The 23226-nt window shown below is 64.7% G+C and carries 19 protein-coding genes; 11 read left to right on the forward strand and 8 right to left on the reverse strand.

Translation table 11 applies throughout. From position 1 onward, the window contains the following. Positions 1-136 precede the first annotated feature (136 nt). From CK215_RS21585 to CK215_RS21605, 5 genes are all read left to right on the forward strand, one after another. Complete coding sequence (locus tag CK215_RS21585; RefSeq protein ID WP_095832093.1) at positions 137-1168, forward strand: Gfo/Idh/MocA family oxidoreductase; 1032 nt, start codon at positions 137-139, stop codon at positions 1166-1168. After that, a complete protein-coding gene (locus tag CK215_RS21590; protein ID WP_095832094.1) occupies positions 1165-2073 on the forward strand; it encodes a sugar phosphate isomerase/epimerase in 909 nt (302 codons plus the stop codon). The genes CK215_RS21585 and CK215_RS21590 overlap by 4 nt, the downstream gene beginning before the upstream one ends. Before the next feature lie 93 nt (positions 2074-2166). Next, positions 2167-3180, forward strand: a complete 1014-nt coding sequence (locus CK215_RS21595; protein ID WP_095832095.1) for a substrate-binding domain-containing protein — start codon at positions 2167-2169, stop codon at positions 3178-3180. 84 nt (positions 3181-3264) lie between these two features. Beyond that, complete coding sequence (locus tag CK215_RS21600; RefSeq protein WP_095832096.1) at positions 3265-4062, forward strand: ATP-binding cassette domain-containing protein; 798 nt, start codon at positions 3265-3267, stop codon at positions 4060-4062. Continuing rightward, positions 4062-5114: an ABC transporter permease gene (locus tag CK215_RS21605; protein ID WP_095832097.1), complete on the forward strand. Its 1053-nt coding sequence runs from the start codon at positions 4062-4064 to the stop codon at positions 5112-5114. The genes CK215_RS21600 and CK215_RS21605 overlap by 1 nt, the downstream gene beginning before the upstream one ends. Before the next feature lie 42 nt (positions 5115-5156). Here the strand turns inward: CK215_RS21605 and CK215_RS21610 are convergent, their stop codons facing one another. Then, positions 5157-7853 carry a UvrD-helicase domain-containing protein gene (locus tag CK215_RS21610; protein WP_095832098.1) on the reverse strand — a complete coding sequence of 899 codons (2697 nt, stop codon included), beginning with the start codon at positions 7851-7853 and terminating at the stop codon, positions 5157-5159. A 182-nt stretch (positions 7854-8035) separates the two neighbouring features. Between CK215_RS21610 and CK215_RS21615 the strand changes: the two genes are divergently transcribed. After that, the gene (locus CK215_RS21615; protein ID WP_095832099.1) at positions 8036-10348 is read left to right on the forward strand and encodes a glucose/quinate/shikimate family membrane-bound PQQ-dependent dehydrogenase; all 2313 of its coding nucleotides are present in this window, start codon (positions 8036-8038) and stop codon (positions 10346-10348) included. Between the two features lie 344 nt (positions 10349-10692). After that, the gene (locus tag CK215_RS21620) at positions 10693-11595 is read left to right on the forward strand and encodes a dienelactone hydrolase family protein (RefSeq protein WP_095832100.1); all 903 of its coding nucleotides are present in this window, start codon (positions 10693-10695) and stop codon (positions 11593-11595) included. A 154-nt stretch (positions 11596-11749) separates the two neighbouring features. Here the strand turns inward: CK215_RS21620 and CK215_RS21625 are convergent, their stop codons facing one another. Further along, entirely contained in the window at positions 11750-12664 is a 915-nt protein-coding gene (locus CK215_RS21625) for a DMT family transporter (RefSeq protein ID WP_095832101.1), read from the reverse strand. An 88-nt stretch (positions 12665-12752) separates the two neighbouring features. Here CK215_RS21625 and CK215_RS21630 point away from each other — a divergent pair, with 88 nt between their 5' ends. After that, positions 12753-13229: an Lrp/AsnC family transcriptional regulator gene (locus CK215_RS21630; protein WP_095832102.1), complete on the forward strand. Its 477-nt coding sequence runs from the start codon at positions 12753-12755 to the stop codon at positions 13227-13229. Here the strand turns inward: CK215_RS21630 and CK215_RS21635 are convergent. Both CK215_RS21635 and CK215_RS21640 read right to left on the reverse strand, forming a co-directional pair. Beyond that, a complete protein-coding gene (locus CK215_RS21635; protein WP_066990849.1) occupies positions 13215-13430 on the reverse strand; it encodes a hypothetical protein in 216 nt (71 codons plus the stop codon). The two genes, CK215_RS21630 and CK215_RS21635, sit on opposite strands and share 15 nt — an antisense overlap. 145 nt (positions 13431-13575) lie before the next feature. Next, positions 13576-14061 carry a thioesterase family protein gene (locus CK215_RS21640; protein WP_095779017.1) on the reverse strand — a complete coding sequence of 162 codons (486 nt, stop codon included), beginning with the start codon at positions 14059-14061 and terminating at the stop codon, positions 13576-13578. Between the two features lie 165 nt (positions 14062-14226). On the opposite strand from CK215_RS21640, the gene CK215_RS21645 reads away from it, so the two are divergent. Beyond that, entirely contained in the window at positions 14227-15639 is a 1413-nt protein-coding gene (locus CK215_RS21645; protein WP_095779093.1) for an FAD-linked oxidase C-terminal domain-containing protein, read from the forward strand. Positions 15640-15726: 87 nt separating this feature from the next. Then, positions 15727-19692 carry an AsmA family protein gene (locus CK215_RS21650; RefSeq protein WP_095832103.1) on the forward strand — a complete coding sequence of 1322 codons (3966 nt, stop codon included), beginning with the start codon at positions 15727-15729 and terminating at the stop codon, positions 19690-19692. Between the two features lie 98 nt (positions 19693-19790). On the opposite strand, the gene CK215_RS21655 is transcribed toward CK215_RS21650, so the two are convergent. Then, positions 19791-20222, reverse strand: a complete 432-nt coding sequence (locus CK215_RS21655) for a helix-turn-helix domain-containing protein (protein ID WP_066990862.1) — start codon at positions 20220-20222, stop codon at positions 19791-19793. A 177-nt stretch (positions 20223-20399) separates the two neighbouring features. Between CK215_RS21655 and CK215_RS21660 the strand changes: the two genes are divergently transcribed. Then, positions 20400-22202, forward strand: a complete 1803-nt coding sequence (locus CK215_RS21660) for a chloride channel protein (RefSeq protein WP_095832104.1) — start codon at positions 20400-20402, stop codon at positions 22200-22202. A 6-nt stretch (positions 22203-22208) separates the two neighbouring features. On the opposite strand, the gene CK215_RS21665 is transcribed toward CK215_RS21660, so the two are convergent. From CK215_RS21665 to CK215_RS21675, 3 genes are read right to left on the reverse strand one after another with little or no spacing between them, the layout of a single operon-like run. Continuing rightward, positions 22209-22436, reverse strand: a complete 228-nt coding sequence (locus tag CK215_RS21665; protein WP_066990868.1) for a ribbon-helix-helix domain-containing protein — start codon at positions 22434-22436, stop codon at positions 22209-22211. A gap of 8 nt (positions 22437-22444) precedes the next feature. Then, the gene (locus tag CK215_RS21670) at positions 22445-22642 is read right to left on the reverse strand and encodes a DUF4169 family protein (protein ID WP_095832105.1); all 198 of its coding nucleotides are present in this window, start codon (positions 22640-22642) and stop codon (positions 22445-22447) included. 9 nt (positions 22643-22651) lie between these two features. Further along, entirely contained in the window at positions 22652-23188 is a 537-nt protein-coding gene (locus tag CK215_RS21675; protein ID WP_066990875.1) for an SspB family protein, read from the reverse strand. Between the last annotated feature and the right edge of the window lie 38 nt (positions 23189-23226).

The raw sequence follows: 23226 nt of genomic DNA on the forward strand, positions 1-23226 counted from the left end.
GATTTTCGCGAGCAGGTGATTGACATTCTACGCCATCGGGTGTGTTCTCGTAAACGTTTACGGAAAAACGTTTACGGTGATGCCGGAAATGCCGTGACACTCGGCCTGGAGGGGCCGAGCGGAGGAGGAGCGCTGGATGATGAAGATCGTCCTGGTCGGATGCGGAGCCATGAGCAGGCACTGGCTCGATGCCGCGAGGCAGATCGACGGACTTGCCATTGCCGGCCTTGTCGATCTCGATGCCGACCGGGCTCAGGCGAGGGCGCGCGAGTATGACCTCACCAATGCCGTCATCGGCACCAGCCTCGATGCCGTTCTCGACCAGACCCGGCCCGATGCCGTGTTCGATGTCGTGGTTCCTGCCGCCCGGCGCGAGGTCGCGCTTTCGGCCTTTGCCCATAACTGCCATCTGCTCACCGAAAAGCCGCTCGCCGACAGCCCAGAAAATGCGCGCGCCATCATCGCGGCAGCGCGCCAGGCCGGGCGCGTCCATGCCGTCGTCCAGAACCGGCGCTACGTCGCCAATGTCAGGCGGATCAGGCGGTTCCTGGCCTCCGGCGCCATCGGCGCGCCGACCAGCATCCACGCCGACTTCTTCGTCGCGCCGCATTTCGGCGGCTTTCGCGAGGAGATGCGCCACGTGCTCTTGCTCGACATGGCGATCCACACGTTCGACGCCGCCCGCTACATGGTCGCCGGCGAACCGGCCGGCGTCTATTGCCAGGAGTGGGAGCCGGCCAATTCCTGGTACCGTCAGGGCTCGTCGGCCAGCGCGGTGTTCGATTTCGGCGGCGGCAAGGTCTTCACCTATGCCGGCTCCTGGTGCGCGGACGGTTTCCGCACGAGTTGGGAAGGCAGCTGGCGCATCGTCGCCGAGCGCGGCAGCCTGTTGTGGGACGGGCATGACGGGTTGGAGGCCGAGGTGGTTGCGTCCGGCCGCGACGGTATCATCGACAAGACCCAGTCGATCGAGGTGCCGGCGCTCGACGCGGCCGACAGAGTCGACGGCCATCTCGGCATCATCCAGGATTTCATGCGCGCGATCGAGACTGGCACCGAACCGGAGACGCGCGGCACCGACAACATCAAAAGCCTGGCCATGGTCTTTGGCGCCATCGAAAGCGCCGAGACCGGACGCCGCGTCGCAATCGCAAAGGAAACGCCGTGATGCCGAACCCGCTTCTCGACATCAGGATCGGCACCATGGTGCGAGCCAATCTCGACGACCCGGCCGCCTATGTGAAACAGATCCTGCCGCTCGGCTTCGAGAGCATCCAGCCCTTTTTCTGGCAGACGCTGGGCGGCAAGGACCTAAAGCGCCTGGCGGGCGAAATCCGCGAAGCGATCGGCGATGCGGACGTCGCCGTCTCATCAATCGGCGTGTTCGGCAATCCGCTGGAGAACGGCGAGGTCGACCGCGGCGTGCTCGCGGCCTGGGAGACCGTCATCGACAACGCACATCTGTTCGGCACCACGATGGTCTGCGGCTTCACCGGCCGGCTGCGCGGCAAGAAGCTGACCGACAGCCTGCCTCGTTTCCGCGAGGTCTGGGGGCCGCTGGCCAGGCGCGCCGCCGACAAGGGCGTGCGCATCGCCTTCGAGAACTGCGCCATGGACGGCAACTGGGCGAGCGGCGACTGGAACATCGCCCACAATCCCGACGCCTGGGAGCTGATGTTCAACGAATTGCCCGACGACAATCTCGGGCTCGAATGGGAACCCTGCCACCAGCTCGTCTATCTGATCGACCCGATTCCGCAGATCCGCAAATGGGCGCCGCGCATCTTCCACGTCCACGGCAAGGACGCGACCGTGCGCTGGGACGTGATCCGCGAGCACGGCGTGTTCGGGCGGCTGCCATTCGTGCAGATGCGCAGCCCCGGCTTCGGCGACAGCGACTGGACGCGGGTGATCAGCGAATTGCGGCTGGCCGGCTACAAGGGCGCCATCGACATCGAAGGCTGGCACGACCCGGTCTATCGCGGCGACCTCGAGATGACCGGTCAGGTGCGGGCGCTGGACTATCTGAAGCAGTGCAGGGGAGGAGCCAGCTACCTGCCCAATCCGGTGTGAGGACCGGCCGGCGGGAGGAGCCGGCCACCAAGACTACGGCCGAAGCAATCGTCGAAACCCTCCGTTGCGAGGGACCAAAAGGGAGGAACGTGCATGAGCATCACGACCAGAAGGACTGTTCTGCGCTCGACCGTCGTGGCGGCTGCCGCGGCGCTCTGCGCTTCGATCTCCACCTTGCCGGCAAAGGCGCTTGACGCCCAATGGTGCAAGGACGTCCATATCCGCTTCTTCGTCGGCGGCGCCGAGGGCGACGCCTTCGGCACCATCGTCTACAATGGCGCCAAGCAGGCGGCGGCCGATCTTGGGCCGAAGGTCGACTACATCTTCTCCCAGTGGGATGTCGAGAAGATGGTGCAGCAATTGCGCGAGGCGGTCGCGGTCAAGCCGCAAGGGATCGCCATGATGGGCCATCCGGGCGATGCCGCGATCATGCCGCTGGCCGAACAGGCGCACAAGGACGGCATCAAGATGATGTACCAGAACGTGCCGGTGCCGAAGGTGGTGGAAGCGTTCGGCGGCGGCTATGTCGGCGCGCAGCAGGAGCAGCAGGGCCGCGCGCTCGGCGCAGAGGCGTTCAAGCTCGGCAAGCTCAAGGCCGGCGACAAGGCGATCATGATCGGCCCGTTCGAGAACGAGAATCGCGGCGCGCGCGAGCGCGGCACGGTCGCGGCGCTGAAGGAGGCGGGTGTCGAGGTGATCCAGCTGTCCTCGCCGTCGAGCGGCGAGTGGGCGTCCGATCCGAACCTCGCCATTCCGGTGATCACCGCGGCTCTGCTCAACCACCCCGACGTCAAGGCGGTCGGCTATCCCGGCGGACAGATGCTCGGCAACGTCGCCACCTATATGCAGGCGGCGGGACGCAAGCCCGGCGACATCTTCAACTTCGGCTTCGATACCAGCCCGCAGATCGTCGAAGGCTTCAAGGGCGGCTGGGTGCAGCTGACGGCCGACCAGCAGCCTTTCCTGCAGGGCTATCTGCCGATTTTGAGCCTTTGCCAGCAGGTGGTGCTGGGTCTGGCGCCGATGAATGTCGATACCGGCGCCGGCTTCGTCACGCCGCAGAATTACGAGATCGTCGCCGAGCTGGCCAAGCAGGCGCTGCGTTGACCTCCCACGCGGTCGGTCGGGGTTGGGCCCGGCCGACCGGATCGCCGGCAAGCGGCCGATAAGACAATTGGAAGCGAGGATCGCATGGGCGAACGCATCATCGAACTGCGCGACATCAAGAAATCCTATGGCCAGGTCTATGCGCTGGGCGGCGTCAACCTCAGCGTCGACCGCGGCGAGGTGGTCGGCTTGATCGGCGACAACGGCGCCGGCAAATCGACGCTGATCAAGATCCTATCCGGCGTGGTCAAGCCGACAAGCGGCGACATCCTCGTACGCGGTAAGCCGGTGACCGGATGGAGTGCCGCCCGCTCGCGCGATGCCGGCATCGAGACAGTCTTCCAGGACCGCGCTTTGGCCGTGCAGCAGACGATCGTGCGCAACATCTTCATGGGCCGCGAGCTGACCGGCTTCATGGGCTGGCTGAAAGTCAACAAGGAGATCGAGGAGGCAAGCCGGCTGATGCGCGAGATCGGCTTCACCTCGAAAGTGTTCACGCCGCATTCCATCGTCGGCCAGCTTTCGGGCGGCGAGCGTCAGGGTGTGGCGATCGCGCGCGCCATCTACAAGCAGGCGGAGCTGATTATCCTCGACGAGCCGACGACGGCGCTGTCGCTGACGGAGACCGCCAAGGTCTTCCATTTCGTGCGCCAGGTGCGGGCGAGTGGCCGCTCGATCCTGTTCATCGGCCACAACATTCATCATGTCTTCGACATCGCCGACCGCTTCGTGGTGCTCGACCGCGGCAAGATGGCGTTGACGGCTGACCGCAGCGAGGTCAAGTCAGCCGACGACCTCATCAACTTTATGGAAGAGATCGCGCATCCGGGTGGCCTGCCAGGGTGGTTGCACGAGGCGGGCGGAGCGGAGCAGAGAGCGTGATGAGCAAGGCCATGGAACCCGATCTGCAAACACCTCTGGGAAGGGCAAGCGGCCCGACAGAATCAAGCAAGCAGTGGAGTCATCCTTCCGATCACTGGCTGCGCGGCTTCGTCCTCGACAATCGCGCGGCGCTAGGCACGCTCGCCGTGTTCATCGTCATGATGGCGATCTTCATGATCGCCAACCCGACCGTCTTCACCACCTGGTATCTTTACAGCTCGGTGCTGACGACGCTTCCCGTCGCGCTGTTCGTTGTCGTGCCGCTGGTCTTCGTAGTCACCTGCGGCGAGATCGACCTATCGTTCCCGGCGACGATGGGTTTCGCCTCATGGGCCTTCGCGATCGTCGTGCAGGCCGGCTACGATCCGTTCCTCGGCATCGCCGCGGCGCTTCTCACCGGCACGCTGCTCGGCTTCCTGGTCGGATCGCTGGTGGTCTATGGCGGCCTGTCGTCGCTGATTGCCACGCTCGGCATGAACTTCCTGCTGCGCGGGCTGATCCAGATCATCAACGAGGGCAAGTCGACGGCGCTGACCAGTCTGGCCGACAGCTCAGCTTACGCGATCTTCTCCGGCCAGCTCTGGGGCATCCCGGTGCAGATCTTCTGGGCGATCGCCTTCGTCGTGTTTTCGGCGCTGCTCTACAACCGCCACCGCTTCGGCGCCCAGGTCAAGGTGGTCGGCGACAATCCGGACAGCGCCAAGCAAATGGGCATCGACGTTCAGCGCGTCCGGGTCAAGGTGTTCGTCTTCACCGGCATCGGGGCGGCGATCGCCGGAACCTTCTCGGTGATGATCAACTTCACCTGGTGGCCGACGGCGGGCGACGGCTACCTGCTGCCGGTGCTGGCATCGGTGTTCGTCGGCGGCACGCCGACCTGGGGCGGTATCGGTACAGTGGTCGGCGGCGCGATCGGCGCGGTCACCGTGTCGTTCATCCAGACCGGCGTCGTCGCCGCGGGCCTCAGCGGCTTTTACGTGCAGTTCTTCAACGGGCTGATCATCATCCTGTCCCTGCTCGGCCACAAATGGAACCAGGCGCGGTATCGCTGAGAGGCTGCGGTTTTCGGACGGTAATCCGTTGGCGGCCGCCGCTCAAACGCTGATGACAAACCCGTCCAGCACACGTTTCTGGCCGGCCTTGTCAAAGTCGATGGTCAGCTTGTTGCCGTCGATGGCGGCGATATTGCCGTTGCCGAATTTCTGGTGGAAGACGCGGTCGCCGAGCTTGAATGGCGAAGGTGTGTCGGCGACCGATTTGGCGACCAGCTCGCCTTCGATGGTGCGGCCTTTCACCGAGGTGCGGCCGGCGCCATAGCCGCTGTCAGTCTCGCCATAGCCGATGCGTTCGACCTGGTGGCCGGAGCGTGTGCCCCAGTTGCGGTCGGTCGCTTCGGTGCGGTTCGCCTGCGCGCGCTGCCAGCCGGGCGTCGCATAGGTGTTGGAGAAGCTGCCGGATTTTTCCGCACCGATATTGTCGAAGCGCGAAGCGCCGTAGGGATTCTGCCGGCCGCCGCCGCGGCCCGAGGCGAAGGAGCCGCCGCCATAGGGATTGCCGTAGCCGCCATAGGAATTGCCGCCGTCGGCGACATCGACATGGGCTTCCGGCAATTCATTGACGAAACGCGACGGAATGGTCGATTGCCACAGGCCGTGGATCTGGCGGTTTGAGACGAACCAGACGTGCAGGTTCTTTTTCGCGCGAGTCAGGCCGACATAGGCGAGGCGGCGTTCTTCCTCGAGGCCGGAGCGGCCGCCTTCGTCCAGCGCGCGCTGATGCGGGAACAGACCTTCCTCCCAGCCGGGCAAGAATACGGTCTCGAATTCAAGCCCTTTCGCCGAATGCAGCGTCATGATCGAGACCGCATCGAGCGATTCGCCCTGCTCGGCCTCCATGACCAGCGCGACATGCTCGAGGAAGGAACGCAGGGATTCATACTCCTCCATGGAGCGGATCAGTTCCTTGAGGTTCTCCAGCCGCCCGGGCGCTTCCGCCGAACGCTCGTTCTTCCACATGTCGGTGTAGCCGCTCTCCTCGAGGATGGTCTCGGCGAGCTCGGTGTGCGGCGTGGTCTCCAGCGCCTTCTGCCAGCGCTCGAAATTGGCCGCGACCTCGCGCAGCGCGGCGCGCGGCTTCGGCTTCAGCTCGTCGCTTTCGGCGAGCGTCGCCGCGGCCTCAAGCATCGGGATTTGCATGGCGCGCGCGGTGTCGTGGATCTGGCGGATGGTGGCTTCGCCGAGCCCGCGCTTCGGCACGTTGACAATGCGCTCGAAGGCAAGGTCGTCGCCGCTGTTGGCGACGACGCGGAAGAAGGCCAGCGCGTCGCGGATTTCCAACCGTTCGTAGAAGCGCGGACCGCCGATGACTCGGTAGCTCAAGCCGAGCGTGATGAAGCGGTCTTCGAAGGCGCGCATCTGGAAGGACGCGCGCACCAGGATCGCCATATCGTTGAGGTTGTGCTTTTGCCGCTGGTAGGCCTCGATCGCCTCGCCGATGGCGCGCGCCTCTTCCTCCGAATCCCAGGCGGCATGGACATGCACCTTGTCGTCCTCGGGGTCGTTGCGGTCGGTGAACAGCGTCTTGCCGAAGCGGCCCTCATTGTGGGCGATGAGATGCGAAGCCGCACCCAGTATATGCGCGGTGGAGCGGTAGTTGCGCTCCAGCCTGATGATGGTGGCGCCGGGAAAATCCTTGTCGAAGCGCAGGATATTGTCGACCTCGGCGCCGCGCCAGCCATAGATCGACTGGTCGTCGTCGCCGACGCAGCAAATGTTGACAGTGGATTGACGTCGGTTTCCCTCCCCCTTGAGGGGAGGGTGGCCGGGTGAAGCCCGGTCGGGAGGCGTCCTCGCGGCAGTGCTCGACGCTCCGGCGCCTGATGACTGGGCGGCGCCTTCCGCGGCGACCCCCTCCGTCCGCTTCGCGGACACCTCCCCCTCAAGGGGGGAGGATTGCGGCCTCTGCGCCAACAAGCGCAGCCACATGTATTGCGCGGTATTGGTGTCCTGGTACTCGTCGACCAGGATGTATTTGAACTTGCGGTGATAGTCCTTCAGCACGTCCGGATAGGCGCGGAAGATGCGGATCGGGTGATAGAGGAGATCGCCGAAGTCGCAGGAATTCAGCGTCTGCAGCCGTTCCTGATAGGCCTTGTAGAGCTGGCGCCCCTTGCCGTTGCCGAAGCTGCCCGCGTCGCCTTCCGGAATCTCGTCGGGGCCAAGGCCCTTGTTCTTCCAGTTGTCGATCATCTGCGCGAAGGTCTTGGCCGGCCAGCGCTTGTCGTCCAGACTTTCGGCTTGGATCAGCTGCTTGATCAGCCGCACCACGTCATCGGTATCGAGAATGGTGAAATCGGATTTCAATCCGGCAAGCTCGGCATGGCGGCGCAGCAGCTTGACCCCGATCGAGTGGAAGGTGCCGAGCCAGGGCATGCCCTCGACATTCTGCTCGCCGATCAGCAAGCCGATGCGCTGCTTCATCTCGCGCGCGGCCTTGTTGGTGAAGGTGACGGCGAGAATCTGCGAGGGAAAGGCCCTGCCGGTGGCAAGGATGTGGGCGATGCGCGTGGTGAGCACCCGCGTCTTGCCGGTGCCGGCGCCGGCCAGCACCAGAACCGGGCCTTCGGTCGTTTCAACAGCGAGCCGCTGTTCGGGATTGAGGCCGTTCAGATAATCGGGCGCACGGTTCTGCGCGTTGCGTGCGGCCATGGCGCGCGCGGCAAGACCGGATGGGGCGGCGGGCCGCGCATTCGGTTCGTCAAAAAAGGGCATGTCTTCCGAAAAGCCGGACATCGCCCCCGAATGTAGTGATTCGGCAGCGAAAGGCCAGAAGTGTCTCCGTTTTGTTCTAGTTGTTCCTGTTCGGGGCCGCCTTGACAGGCGCAACTTGCGAGAGAAAGCTGCCAACAGGGCAGGGACGGCAAGCCGTTGCCTCAGAGGCGCCGCAAGCGCGCAACAGTCGAAGGAGTATCGTCTTGGCTGTCACCATCACCTCCCTCGTCCTTTTGCTTATCGGCCTGGTCCTCGGCGGCGGCGGCATCTGGCTGGTGACGTTGGGTGGCAGCTGGTACTACCTGATTGCCGGACTGGCCTTCCTGATCACCGCCTGGCTCGTTTTCTGCCGCAGATCGACAGGGCTCTGGCTCTATGCCGCGATCGTGCTCGCCTCGCTCTGCTGGGCGGTGTGGGAAACCGGCTTTGATTGGTGGCAGCTCGGCCCGCGCGGCGGCATCATCGTTCTCATCGCGCTCTGGCTGCTGACGCCATGGGCCAGGCGGGGATTCACCGGTCCGGACGGACGCGCTCCGCTCATCCTGGCGGTGCTCGCATCGCTTGCAGTGGCCGGCTATTCGATGACCGCCGATCCGAAGGACATCGGCGGAACGCTCAACACCGATAAGGTGACGCCGACGGCCAATCTCGGCGGCGACATGCCGGCGGGCGAATGGCATTTCTACGGCCGCACGCCGTTCGGCCAGCGTTACTCGCCGCTCGCTCAGATCACGCCGGATAATGTCGCCAAGCTGCAGCCGGCCTGGACCTACCGCACCGGCGACATGAAGGGTCCGGACGACATCGGCGAGACGACCTATCAGGTAACGCCACTCAAGGTCGGTGATGCGCTCTACATCTGCACGCCCCACAATTTCGCCATCGCCATCGATGCCGCGACCGGCAAGGAGAAATGGCGCTACGACCCGAAGATCAAGCTCGATCCCAACCGCCAGCACCAGACCTGCCGCGGAGTTTCCTATTACGCCGATGCGAAGATCGCGGCGGGCCAGCCCTGCGCGGCACGCATCTACCTGCCGACTTCGGACGCCCGGCTGATCGCTCTCGATGCCGCGAACGGGCAAGTTTGTCCGTCCTTCGCCGAAGGCGGCACGCTGAACCTGATGGCCAACATGCCCTTTCCGAAGTCGGGCTATTACTACTCGACCTCGGCGCCGCTCATCCTCGCCGGCAAGATCATCGTTGGGGGCGCGGTAAACGACAATTATTCGACCGAGGAGCCGTCGGGCGTCATCCGCGCCTATGACGCGGGCACCGGCGCGCTGTTGTGGAATTGGGATTCCGGCAAACCGGATCAGACGACGCCGCTGCCGGCGGGGCAGAACTACACCAACAACTCGCCCAACATGTGGTCAACGGCGAGCGCCGACGAGAAGCTTGGCCTGCTCTACCTGCCGCTCGGCAACCAGACGCCCGACCAGCTCGGCATGGGCCGCAGCGCCGATGTCGAAAAATTCTCCTCCTCGATCACTGCGCTCGACCTCAACACCGGACAGTTGCGCTGGGTGCGCCAGACGGTGCATCACGACCTGTGGGACATGGACGTGCCGGCGCAGCCGACGCTGGTCGACATCACGACGGGGAGCGGCGTGGTGCCGGCACTGGTAGGGCCGACCAAGCAGGGCGATCTTTATGTGCTCGATCGGCGCACTGGCGAACCGATCATTCCGGTGAAGGAAGTGCCGGCACCGGGCGGAGCGATCGAAGGCGACCATACCTCGCCGACGCAGCCGTCCTCCGACCTGTCGTTCAACCCGAAGCCGCTGACCGGCGCCGACATGTGGGGGATCACCATGTTCGATCAGCTGGCGTGTCGGATCGAACTGAAGAGACTGCGTTACGAGGGACGCTACACGCCGCCCTCGCTGCAGGGCACGCTGGTCTATCCCGGCAATTTCGGTGTGTTCAACTGGGGCGGCGTCGCGGTCGACCCGGTGCGACAGGTGATGTTCGGCATGCCGACTTATCTCGCTTTCACGTCGAAACTCATTCCGCGCGCGGACGTGCCGCCGCCCGGCGACACCAAGGGCAGCGAGCAAGGGCTCAACCGCAATGAGGGCGCGCCTTACGCGGTGGTGATGGGGCCATTCCTGTCGCCACTCGGCATTCCCTGTCAGGCGCCGCCCTGGGGCTATGTCGCCGGCGTCGACCTGAGAACCGGCCAGATCGCCTACAAGCATCGCAACGGCACCGTCTACGACATGACGCCGCTGCCCCTGCCGCTCAAGGTCGGCGTTCCAGGCATCGGCGGGCCGATGATCACGGCCGGTGGCGTTGCCTTCCTCGGGGCCGCGGTCGACGACTATCTGCGCGCATATGACCTTACGACGGGCAAGCAGCTCTGGCGCGCGAGGCTGCCGGCCGGCGGCCAGTCGACACCGATGACCTACACCGTCGCCGACGGCCGCCAGTTCGTGGTCATTGTCGCCGGCGGCCACGGTTCGGTCGGCACCAAGCCGGGCGACTATGTGATGGCTTACACGCTGCCCAAGTAGACGAGGACATCCAATCGCGCCGGCCTTTTCGCCGACCACGCCGCCAAGCGCTCCCTGCAGCGACGACAGCCGCCGCCTGAGCCAAGGCGTTGCGCCAGCGGCCATCACGTTCCCGGCATTCCCCTTTTTGCCGTTCGGACCGGGCGGGGCCGCTCCGCAGTTTCCCATCCCAATGTGACAGCACCATCAACGTTTTCGGAAATGACCAAAATGTGATGGATGCAGAAGCCACCGGCAATCGTCATTGGTCGAAGTTGGGTCCGAGGGCCGCCGCCGCCGGCGGATGACTGGACCGTGCGCGTTCTAACCCTATCTTGCGCGTCAAACAGTCGTCGAGGAGAGCCATGACCGAACCTGCCGCCAAGCCTGTCGTCACGCAGCCCATCATCACTCAGGCGATGATCGATGCCTATGACGAATATACGCATCTGACGCTGGACCGGCGGCGCTTCATTGAGCAATTGACCCGGCTCGCTGGATCGGGCGCCGCGGCCGCCGCGATCGCGCCGATGCTGGCTGCGAATTCGGCCAAGGCGGCGATCGTCGCCGAGAACGATCCGAGGGTGAAGGGCGAGGACATCACCTATCCCGGCAGCAGCGGCGAGATGAAGGGCTATCTGGTCAAGCCGGCGAACCAGTCCGGCAAACTCGGCACTGTGATCGTCGTCCATGAGAACCGGGGGCTCAATGCGCATATCCGCGACGTCGCCCGGCGCGTGGCGCTGGAAGGCTTCGTCGCGCTGGCGCCGGACTTCCTGTCGCCGCTCGGCGGCACTCCCGCCGACGAGGACAAGGCGCGCGACATGTTCAGCAAGCTCGATGCTGCCCAAGTCGCGGCCGACGGCGTAGCGACGGTCGCCTATCTCAAGACTTACCAAGACAGCAACGGCAAGGTCGGCGCGGTCGGCTTCTGCTGGGGTGGCGGCACGGTGAACACGCTCGCCGTCAATGCGCCGGACCTCAGCGCCGGCGTCGCCTATTACGGCATGCAGCCGAAGGCCGAGGATGTGCCGAAGATCAAGGCGGCGCTGCTGCTGCATTATGCCGGGCTGGACGAGCGCATCAATGCCGGCATCGACGCCTACAAGAAGGCGCTCGACGCCGCGCATATCGAATACACCGTCTATGTCTATGACGGCGTCAACCACGCCTTCAACAACGACACCTCGGCCGCGCGCTACGACACGAAGGCGGCCGATCTGGCCTGGGGGAGGACGCTCGCCTTCCTTAAGGAGAAACTGGCCTGAGGTGTGTTGATATTCAGGTGAGCCCGGCCTGCGAATGGCGGCTTCCTGCGCTTCCGGTGCTCACGTACTTCAAAGTACGCTCCGCTCCGGTTCTCGGAATCCACCATTCTCGCTCGGCCTGACCTGAATCTCAACACACCTCGACGGCGGCGGATCACTCCGGCGCTGGCTTGTGCATGGCGACGCCCGCCACAACCAGCGCGATGCCGAGGCAATCGGTGAGGCTCGGAACCTGCCTGAGCACGACCACGCCGATCAGGGTCGCGGTGAGCGGCAAGAGCGATAGCATGAGCGCGAAGCTCGCGCGCGGCAGCCGCGCCATGGCGAGCTGATCGCAAATGTAGGGGATGACGGAGGAGCAGAGGCCGACGCCGATACCGGCGATCAGCAGTTGCGGCGCCGAGAAGGCTGGCAGCGCCTCGCTGAAGCCGACCGGCAGCACGACGAGCAAGGCGATCGCCATGGCGGTGCCGAGGCCGGCGATGCCGAGGCCAGTTCGGGCGATGCGGTGGCCCAAAACGATATAGCCGATGAACAGCGCGCCGTTGAGAAAAGCCCAGAACAGGCCGACGGGATCGCTCGACCATTTGACATCGATGAGCAGCAACGTGCCGGCGACAGCGATGGCGAGCGCCGCGAAATTGCGCGGGGTTCTGAGGCCGACCATCGCGACGCCTATGGTGCCGACAAATTCGATCGCGGCGACCAGCGAGATCGGCAGGCGGTCTAGAGCCAGATAGAAGGCGCAGTTCATCACCGCCAGGCAGGCGCCGAAGGCCAACAGCAGCAGGCGGGCCGAGCGGTCGGCGCGCGCGAAAACCGTCCATGGCCTGGTAAGCGGCGCGAAGACGAGCGCGGCCGTGGCGATGCGCAGCCAGGCCATGCCGAGCACGCCGACCTGAGCGAACAGCAGCACGGCGAAGGCCGGCCCGAGATAGTGGAAGATCGCGCTGACGCAGAACCAGACATGTGGCGGCAGTGCATCGGCCAGTCCGGCGAGGGCAGGGCGCGCAGCGTCGGTGTCGCTGCCGGCCCGGTTTGTCGGACGAACTTGCGCTTCAGAATTCATAGGGTCATTATCGCAGGCGAACTTCGCGACTTATATGGTTGATGCACGGTTCCGATCGCCGTTCACCTTCTGAAGAAAAGATGATTATTTGAAACGCCTTCGAAATGAAAATGGCGAGCTGGATGCGGCGGACCTGAAAATCCTGCGACTCCTGGAAAAGGATGCGCGCACCAGCACGGCGGAGCTGGCGCGCGCCGTCGGGCTCTCGGCGCCGAGCGTGGCGGAACGCATTCGCAAGCTGCACGAGAATGGCGTGATCGAAGCCTATACGGTGAAGATCAATCCGGCGGCGCTCGGCATGAAGCTGTCGGCATGGCTGCGAATCAGGCCGGTGCCGGGGCAGCTTGCCGTGGTGGCCGGGATCATCCGCGACCTGCCGGAAATCGCCCAATGCGACCGGGTGACCGGCGAGGATTGCTTCATCGTGCTCGCGCATGTCGGCTCGGTGGCCGAATTGGAGCGGGTGATCGACAGAATTATTCCCTATGCGATGACCAACACCGCCATCATACAGTCGTCGCCGGTCGAGGCGCGCTCGCCGCTTGGCAGTTTAAGGGAGCGCTGAAGGCTCAGTGTGCCCCCGTCTCATGCGCGCCTGCTTGAGAATCGCGCGCCAGCGGATCATGTCGAAGGGGATGGGCTCGTTGTTGTTGGCGATGTGGAAGATCTCGTTGTTGACGTTCTTCAACGATCGCCAGAAATCATAGTCGGTGATGCGCGGATCGGCCGCCAACCGCTCCACTTCGACCTTGATGTCGGTTTTCATGCACTGTCCTCGCACCGCATTCCGCCTGCCGCCCGCGCGTAAACCCGGTGCGGCGGTTTTCGAACGCGCCACTGAGTCGTTCAACAGACTCAATCGGCTTGTTCACGTTAAAACCTTGGTAAGGTTAACGCGGGTGTGCGGGTTTTCAAGCGCTCTTGCGTTTGATGCCGATCGAACGGCCGGCACGCTCCGGCATCGGCAACGCGGCGTGGGCGGCGCGCATGGCTTCAACCTGTGCCATCACATCGGCCGGGAAGGGAGCGACCCTCGGCCCGGCCATGTCGACATGCAGCGCAAGCTGCTCGGACGTCGCGGCCAGCCAGCCATCGACGTGGCGAATCTCCTGATAGGCCCTCAGCCGCTTCTCGTCGTGGTCGATGAGCTGGAACGAGACCTTCACCTTGTGGTCGAGGTGAAGCTCCTGCACGTAGCAGACATGGACTTCCGCGGTGTAGATGGTGAGGCGGCGATCCTTGGCATAGTTCGGTCCCATGCCCATCAGCTCGAACGCTTCGTCCGAGCAGCGGTCGAACAGCACGTTGTAATAGGCCATGTTGAGATGGCCGTTATAGTCGATCCAGTCCTTCTCGATCGCCATCGGGCTGGAAATGATCGGCGCGGGCATCGTCATCTGGCTTTCCTTGATCGTCGCTGGACAGGGCCTGGCTGGTGAGGTTCACTTTTGTTCTGGCGCAATTCCGCACGGAAACCGCTTCACTCTTTTCCTGGAATTGCTTTAGGCATCATCCATAGCTGCATTACAAGAGTGGCCGCTGGTCCATTCGCGGAGGAATTCATGGCTTTGAGCGACCTCAACCCCGTCGAGCGCAACGAGGAAGGCATCGCCGCCGTGCTCGGCATCCTCAAGCAGCGGTTCGGCGAGCGTTTTCAGACCGGCGAGGCGATCCGCGACCAGCATGCGCACACCACCACCTACATCCCTACCCAGGCGCCGGACGGCGTCGTCTTCGCCGAAACCAAGCCGGAGGTGCAGGAGATCGTGCGCACCTGCGCCGCGCATCGTGTGCCGGTCATTGCCTTCGGCGTCGGCTCCTCGCTCGAGGGCCACACCAATGCGCCGGGCGGAGGCATATCCATCGACACCTCTCGCATGAACCGCATCCTCTCGGTCAATCCGCAGGATCTCGACTGCACGGTCGAGCCCGGAGTGACACGCGAGGACCTCAACCGGCATTTGCGCGACACCGGCCTGTTCTTCCCGATCGATCCCGGCGCCAATGCCTCGCTGGGCGGCATGGCCGCAACTCGGGCGTCCGGCACCAATGCCGTGCGCTACGGCACGATGCGCGAAAACGTGCTGTCGCTGACGGCGGTGATGGCCGACGGCGAGGCAGTGACGACCGGCAAGCGGGCAAAGAAAAGCTCGGCCGGCTACGACTTGACGCGGCTCTTGGTCGGCTCGGAAGGCACGCTCGGCATCATCACAGCACTGACGCTCAGGCTGCAGGGCATTCCGCAGGCGATCTCCGGCGGCGTCTGCCCGTTCCCGACCTTGGAGGCCGCATGCAACGCAGTGATAGCGACCATTCAGATGGGCATCCCGGTGGCGCGCATCGAACTGGTCAACGCGCTGCAGATGCGGGCGATGAAGAATTATTCGAAGCTCGACTACCCCGAGAGCCCGTGCCTTTTCGTCGAATTTCACGGCAGCGACGCCGGTGTCGCCGAACAGGCCGAGACTTTCGGCATGATCGCCGAGGAGAATGGCGGCGGACCGTTCCTGTGGACCAGCGTCGCCGAGGAGCGGACGAAGCTCTGGAAGGCGCGGCACGACGCCTACTGGTCGTCGCTGACGCTGCGTCCCGGTGCCAAGGGGCTTTCGACCGATGTCTGCGTGCCGATCTCCCGGCTTGCCGAATGCGTCACCGAGACCGAAGCCGACATTGCCGAAATGGGCCTGATCGCGCCGATCGTCGGGCACGCCGGCGACGGCAATTTCCACGTGCTGGTGCTGATGGATGTCGACAGCCCGCAGGAGATCGCACTCGCTGAAAAATTCGTCGCGCGGCTCAACATGCGGGCGATCGCCATGGAAGGCACCTGCACCGGCGAGCACGGCATCGGCCAGGGCAAGGTCGGCTTCCTGCGCCATGAGCTCGGCCATGGCGTTGACGTCATGCGCACGATCAAGCAGGCGCTCGATCCGCTGAACATCATGAACCCCGGCAAGATCTTGCCGAGAGCCTAGACGCCGAGGGTTGCAGCCGAATTGCCTCTTTATCGCCGCGCGGATGCGGGTAGAGTGCGGCTGACTTTAATCCTAGGCTTTGGGGCCATGCTCGCTCGCCTGTTCGTGATCTTCGGTGGCCTGTTCGTGCTGGTGCTGTGCGCGGCGCTGGTGGTGCCGTATTTCATCGACTGGACCGGCTACCGCGCCGATTTCGAGCGCGAGGCGAGCACCATCCTCGGCCGCAAGGTGACCGTGAAAGGCGACGCGACCGCGCGGCTCTTGCCATTCCCTTCGGTGACCTTCTCCAATGTCGAGGTCGCAGGCGGCCCTGGCGGACAGCCGGCGATGACGATGGAGACCTTCTCCATGGACGCGGAGCTGGCGCCGTTCCTGCGCGGCGAACTGCTGATCTTCGACATGCGGCTGGTGCATCCGAAGGCGACCATCGATGTTGCCGGCGACGGCACGGTCGACTGGGCGATCCGGCCGTCGACGCCCTTCGATCCCGGACAGATCGCGATCGAGAAGCTGACGGTGACCGAAGGGCAGATCGAATTGCGCCATGCCGCCGGCGGGCGCAGCCATTTCATCTCCGAGATCAACTCGACCGTTTCGGCAAAGTCGCTCGCCGGCCCGTGGCGGATGGACGGCTCGCTGCGCTTCGACGGCCTGCGCACGGAAGTCTCGGCCTCAACCGGCAGAACGGAAGCCGACGGCCAGATGCGGGTCAGACTCAAAGCTGACCCGGATGCCTATCCGCTCATCATCGAGACGGACGGCAATGCCGGCATCGTCAAAGGCGCGGCGGTCTATTCCGGTCAGTTCAAAGTTTCGGCCTCTGACAAGAATGGGGCCGACAGGAGCTCGGCCGAATTGCGCGGCACTGATGGCGAGCCCGTGAAGGTCAGCGCCGGCAAGCCCGATCCCGGCTTCCGGCTGAACGGCAAATTCGCGCTCGACCATCAGAAGCTCGGCGTCGATGAATTCCGCTTCGAGACCGGACCGCTCGACAACCCCTATACCGCCGACGGCAAGGCCTCGGTCGATCTCGGCCTGAAACCGCATTTTTCGATCGAAGCGAGCGGCGCGCAGGTGCAGTTCGACGAGGCGGTGGGCGCATCCGCAGGTGCCGGATTGACGCTCGACCAGCGTATCGCGGCTTTCGAGCAGACGCTTCAGCACATGCCGAAGCCGACAATACCGGGCACGGTCGAGGTCAGGCTCCCGGCGGTGGTGGCGGGCGATACCACGGTTCGCGACGTGCGGCTCTCGGCGGAGCCGGCCGAAGGCGGCTGGTCGGTGAAGTCGCTCGCCGCGACACTGCCGGGCCGGGCGACGCTTGAAGCCGACGGCATGCTGAACGTCGAGGACCATTTCGGCTTCACCGGATCCCTGCTGCTTGCCGTCGGACAGCCGTCCGGTTTCGCCGCCTGGCTGTCGAAGGATGTCGACGACGCGATCCGCCGTCTGCCGGCGGCGGGCTTCAAGGCCAAGGTCGATCTCAGCGAGAACCGGCAGTCGTTCAGCGACCTCGAGCTGATCCTCGGCAAGGCGAAATTTTCCGGCCGCATCGATTCCAGCCAGCCCGATGGCGCCAGGCCCTCGGTGCTGATGCAGCTGGAGGGCGGCGAGCTCGACGTCGATGGGCTGGCGGCCTTCGCCTCGATCTTTGTCAGCGACAAGGGCGCCAACCGCTTCTCCGACCGCGACCTCGATTTCCAGATCAAGGCGGGCCCGGTCAGCGCCGCCGGGCTGACCGCCGATACAGTTGATACGGCGTTGAGGCTGCGCGAGGGCCTGCTCGAGATCGACCGGCTCTCGGTCGGAGGGCTCGCCGGCGCCTCGATCAGCGCCACCGGGCGCATCAAGGATTTTCCGGAAAGCCCGACCGGCAAGCTCGACGCATCCGTGGTGGCCGTCGATCTCAAGCCGCTCATAGATGTCGCAGCCCAGCATTATCCGGACAATCAGGTTCTGAAAGGCCTGGCTGCCCGTGCTGCTGCCTATCCGGAGCTGTTCCAGGACGCCCGGATCGACCTGGTGACAAGTGCCGCCGACAATGGCGACGGCACCACCGGACTCGCGCTCTCCGCGCAAGGCAAGGCCGGCGGTTCCGCCTTCTCGGCTTCGCTTTCGGGCAGGGGGACGCGGGATCGGCTTCCCGATGCGCCGGTGTCGATCACCTTCAATGCCAGGAACGAGAACGCCGCTACGCTGCTTGCACTCTACGGCCTGCCGGCGCTGCCGCTCGGCATGCTTGGACAGGCCACCACCGATATCACGGCCAAAGGCTCGCTGGGCGGCGGTCTGGCAACCAGCTTCAACCTGACGGCCGACGATTTCAGGGCGAGCTTTGACGGGACCATAGCCGAGACAGGGCAAGGCGCCACCGCCAAGGGCAAGGTCAATCTCGACGCCGCCGATATCGAGCCATGGCTGATGACGACAGGTGTCGGGCTGCCCGGCATGGGCACCGGCACGTCGGCTTCGCTCGCCAGCGATGCCGACTTCGGCAATGGGCTTCTGGTGCTGAGCGGGCTCAGCGGCGCCGTCAACAAGGCGACTGTGTCCGGCGACGTCAACGCCGACATGAAGGACGGACTGCCGCATCTTGCCGGCGCGCTGGCGCTCGATGAGCTCGACCTCGATCCGCTGGCGGTTTCGTTGTTCGGCGACCAGTCCTTCCTCGCCGGGAAGGACGGTGGCTGGCCGACGACGCCGTTCAGCCGGAAATCGACCCTGCCGTTCAGCGCCGATCTCGACCTCAACACGGCGGCCCTTGCCGCCGGACCGTTCGCGACCGCGCATGACGCGACGCTGTCGCTGAAGCTCGACCGGGAAGGCATCCGTGTCTCGGACCTCAAAGCCAAGCTCTATGAGGGCACGCTGACCGGCCTGTTCGAGCTCAAGAACACGGACGGCACCGGCCTGTTATCGGGTCAGTTGAAGCTGGCGGGCAGTGATCTTACCGCAGTGCTGCCTGGCGCCGGAATCAGCGGCAGCGGCGACATTTCGGCCGCGCTGTCGACCAGCGGCAAGTCTGTCGATGCGATGATCGCCGCCCTGTCAGGGTCCGGCACGGCGGCGCTGAAGGGACTGACCATCGCCGGCATCAATCCCGATGCTTTTGCCCCCGTCATCGCCAAGGCCGATGCAATCGGACGCGACATCGATGCCGCCAAGACCGCCGGCTTCGCGCCTGAAATCGCCGGACAGGGAAGTTTCGCGGCCGGCAATACCGATATCCCCTTCACAGTTGCCAATGGCACGCTGCGGGCGCCGCCGATCAGCCTCGACAATCCGGCGGCGACGCTGTCTGCGGACGTCACCGCCGACCTCGATGCGAGCACGGTGGCCGCCAAGGGGGCGATCACCTATCGACCGGGCGACGAGGCGCTGGTCGGCTCCGAACCGGCTGTAAACTTCAGCCTTGCAGGCCAGATCGGGGCGACGTCGCTCCAGTTCGACAGCGCGCCGCTGGCGCAGTTCCTGACCCAGCGCGCGTTGGAGAAGGAGCAGCAGCGCGTCGAGGCGATGCAGGCGGCGCTGCTCGAGAAGCAGAGGCTGCGGCGCGAGGTGCGCTACTACGCTGCGCTGCAGACGGAGCGCGACCGGGCGGCCGAGGAACGGCGCCGGCAAGAAGAAGAGGCGCGGCAGAAAGCCGAGGCTGAAGCCAGGGCGAAAGCCGAGGCGGAGGCGCAAGCGAAGGCAGAAGCCGAGGCGCAAGCCAAAGCGGAAGAAGAGGCAAGGGCAAAAGCGGAAGCCGAGGCCAAGGCTCATGCCGAGGCCGAGGCGCGCGACAAGGCCGAGGCTGATGCGCAAGCAGAGGCGGAAGCCGATGCCAAGGCAAAGGCCGAGCAACAGGCCGCAGCCGCGAAAGCCCAGGCCGAGGCGGATCGCAAGCGTGCCGAGCAGGCGAGGCTGGAAGCTGAACGCAGGGCGGTTGAGCAGGCGCCAAAAGTCGACCGGTCGCTTCCCGGCGTCAACGACGGTTCCGTTCCAGAGCCGCCGAAGCCCAAGTCCAATCCGTTCACGATCGACAACCTCCTGAAGTCGCTGGACGGCGGTTGAAACCCATTATTCCAGGAAAACTGCATAGCGGTTCCGCCCGGAATCGCGGGCGAACAAAACACCCAAGACGTCGCGAAGGACAGCGCTGGATGTAGCGCTCAAACCGGCTCCTGCCGCGAAAGCAGGCGCTTGAGCATAGGTTCGATGCGGGCAAGCTCGTCGAGATGGGCGGCCGACAATTCGGCGAGACGGTCGTCGGCGAGCGGGGTGAGTTGCAGCAGGACGCGGCGGTGGTCGGCCTTGTCTTGATCCCGCGCGACCAAGCCGGCCTCGCTCAGCCGATTCACCAGTTCGACGGCGCTGTGGTGGCGGATGCGCAACCGCTCCGCCAGATCGCCCACTGCCACCGGCCCGCCGCCGGGATAGCCCTTGATCGCCAGCAGCGCCTGGTGCTGGCGCGGGGTCAAGCCCGCCTCATTCGCCTGCAACTGGCTGAATTCGAGGAAGCGGCGGATCAGGTAGCGGAACTCCGAAAGCCGCTGATAGTCGGCCTGGCTGATGGCGGGACGTGGTTTCTTCGGGTGCGTCATGCCACGACTTATCGCCCTTTCCGGCCAAAGCTCAACTCTTATGAAAGCCTGGCGCATCCATGACCAAAATGACGCGGAGCAGCCACCAAAAACAGCTTGAAGAATTATATCGTGTTACGATATGTAGCCACCCGACAACCGGACGGTACCGCGCCGCCAGAAAGCTCAGGCTCCCCAATGAAATCCGCTCATGCCGGAAACGGCCATCTCCGCGACTTCACCACCGATCCGCGGGTGCTCATCATCGCCGCCATCGCAGTCGTTGTGGCGACCGCCGGGCTGTTTGCCGGCATCGCGCTGTTGAAGCTGATAAGGCTCGCCACCAACATCGCCTATTTCGGCCAGTTCACACTGGCCGAGTTCAGGCTCGAGGACACGCCGCTCGGCTATGCCGCCGTGCTGGTTCCAGTGATCGGCGCGCTGGTCATCGGGCTGATGGCGCGCTTCGGCAGCGAAAAGATCCGCGGCCACGGCATTCCGGAAGCCATCGAAGCAATCCTGCTCGGCCGCTCGCGGCTCGACGCCAAAGTGGCGGTATTGAAGCCATTGTCGTCGGCGATCTCGATCGGCTCCGGCGGACCGTTCGGCGCCGAGGGGCCGATCATCATGACTGGCGGGGCGATCGGCTCGCTGATCGCGCAGATGCTGCCGGTCAGCGACAATGAACGCAAGACGTTGCTGGTTGCGGGCGCGGCGGCCGGCATGACGACCGTGTTCGGCACGCCGATCGCGGCAATCATGCTTGCCGTCGAGCTGCTGCTGTTCGAATGGACGCCGCGCAGCTTCATCCCGGTCGCCGTCGCCGCCATCGTCGCCGAGGTCGAACGCACCTTGCTGCACCTGCCCGGACCGATCTTCCCGTTCTCGGGCAGCATGGAAGCGTCGATCGCCGGATTGGGTGGCTGGATGCTGGTCGGGATTGCTGCCGGCCTGCTCTCCGGCTTGCTGACGCAAATGGTCTATGCGTGCGAGGACGCCTTCCAGAAGCTGCCGATACACTGGATGTGGTGGCCGATGATCGGCGGCCTGGTGGTCGGTATCGGCGGATTGATCGAGCCGCAGGCGCTCGGTGTCGGCTACGACAACATCGCCAACATGTTGGATGGCCATGTGCTGGCGGCGGCCGCGCTGACGCTTTTGGTGGTCAAGGCCATTATCTGGTCGGTGGCGCTGGGTTCGGGAACGTCGGGCGGCGTGCTGGCGCCGCTCTTGATCATGGGCGGTGCGATGGGCGCGGTGCTTGCCGGTATCCTGCCCGAGGCGACGCCCGGCTTCTGGCCGCTGCTGGCGATGGCCGCGACCATGGGCGGCACCATGCGCGCGCCGCTGACCGCGACCTTCTTCGCGGTCGAACTCACCGGCAACACGCATATGCTGGTGCCGCTGATCGCAGCCTGCGCCACCGCCCATGCCGTCACCGTGCTGTTGATGAAGCGATCGATCCTGACAGAAAAGGTGGCGCGGCGCGGACACCACCTCGTTCGCGAATATCGCGTCGATCCCTTCGCGCTGACCAGGGTGCGCGAGGTGATGACGACCAAGGTCGAAAGCGTGCCGGCGACGATGACGCTGCACGGCGCGGCGGCATTCCTGACCGCGCCGGACACGCGCCATCCGAGCTTTCCTGTAATCGACGAGAATGGCCATGTGCTCGGCCTCATCGATCCGCCAGCGATCCTGCGTTGGCGCCGCGCCGGCAAGCACCGGAAGACGACGCTTGGCGAACTTTTGGCCGGCAGCAAGGTCACGCTCGCCTATCCCGACGAATATCTGGAAGGACTGTCAGACAAGCTGCTCCTGGCCAACGTCTCGCATCTGCCGGTCGTCTCGCGCGAGGATGCACGGCTGGTCGGCTATGTCGGCTGGAAGGACCTGATGCGGGTGCGGTCGAGAAAGCAGGCCGAGGAACGCGACCGTTCGGCCCTGCTCAGCTTCGGCGCCAAGCGCAAGGCGCAGGAAAGCATCGGCGATCCGGTCTGAGGCCGGTCAAGACGCCTTGCCGCCGCGCTTTGCCCAGGCGAGCACGTAGAGTCTGAGCGCGGAGGAGAGGTTGGCGTCACGGGTCCGCGTTTCGTCGATCTCGGCAACGAGGGCCGCGAGCGACAGCGAACGTTGCGTCGCGATCGTCACCAAGTCGTCGTAGAAGGGCTGCTCCAGGGAAAAACTGGTGCGGTGGCCGCGGATCGTCACCGAGCGTTTTTCGACAGCGGCCATCCGGGCGCTCAGCGCCGGTCCGGATCGCCGGCCTTTTCGCGGCGATGGCCGTCCAGGAATTTTTCCGTCCTGTCGGACGTCAGCCGGTCACGCTCGCGCTCGGCTTTGGAACGGCCGTGCAATGCCCGGTTTTCCCCGGCCAGGCGTTCCTTCTCGATGCGCGCTTTCTGCTTGCGGGCCTGGCGGAGATTGACGACCTCGCCCATTTCCCCGGCTCACTTCTTGCGAAAGGCGTCGAGCGAAACCACTTCGGCACCCTTGCCGCCGGTATCGGCGGCAGCCGGCTTCTTCTCGGCCTCGGTGGCCTTTTTCTTCGATTCCGGTTTCTTTTCGGTCACGACCGCGATAGGCAGCTCCGGGGCCGGCGCGGCGTCGTCGTCTTCCGCGGCGTTGTCCGCCTTGACGTCGAATTCGAGTTCGAAATTCACCGACGGGTCATAGAAACCGCGCACGGCGGAGAAGGGGATTTCGAGCTTTTCGGGCACGTCGGAAAAGGAGAGTCCCACCTCGAAACCGGTGTCGGTTACCTTCAGGTCCCAGTACTGGAACTGGATGACGATGGTCATCTGCTCCGGATAACGCTCGCGCAGCCGCGAGGAGATGCGCACGCCCGGCGCGCCGGTCAGGAAGGTGATGAAGAAATGATGGTTGCCCGGAAGGCCCGTGCGCGCGACTTCGGCCAGGACCTTGCGCATGACGCCGCGCAATGCCTCCTGGGCCAGAATGTCGTAGCGGATGTGGTCGTCGGCCATGTGACGGTCGGGTTCCATTGAATCGTCCGCATAGCTGT

Source organism: Mesorhizobium sp. WSM3864 (assembly GCF_002294955.1).
GTDB lineage: Bacteria > Pseudomonadota > Alphaproteobacteria > Rhizobiales > Rhizobiaceae > Mesorhizobium.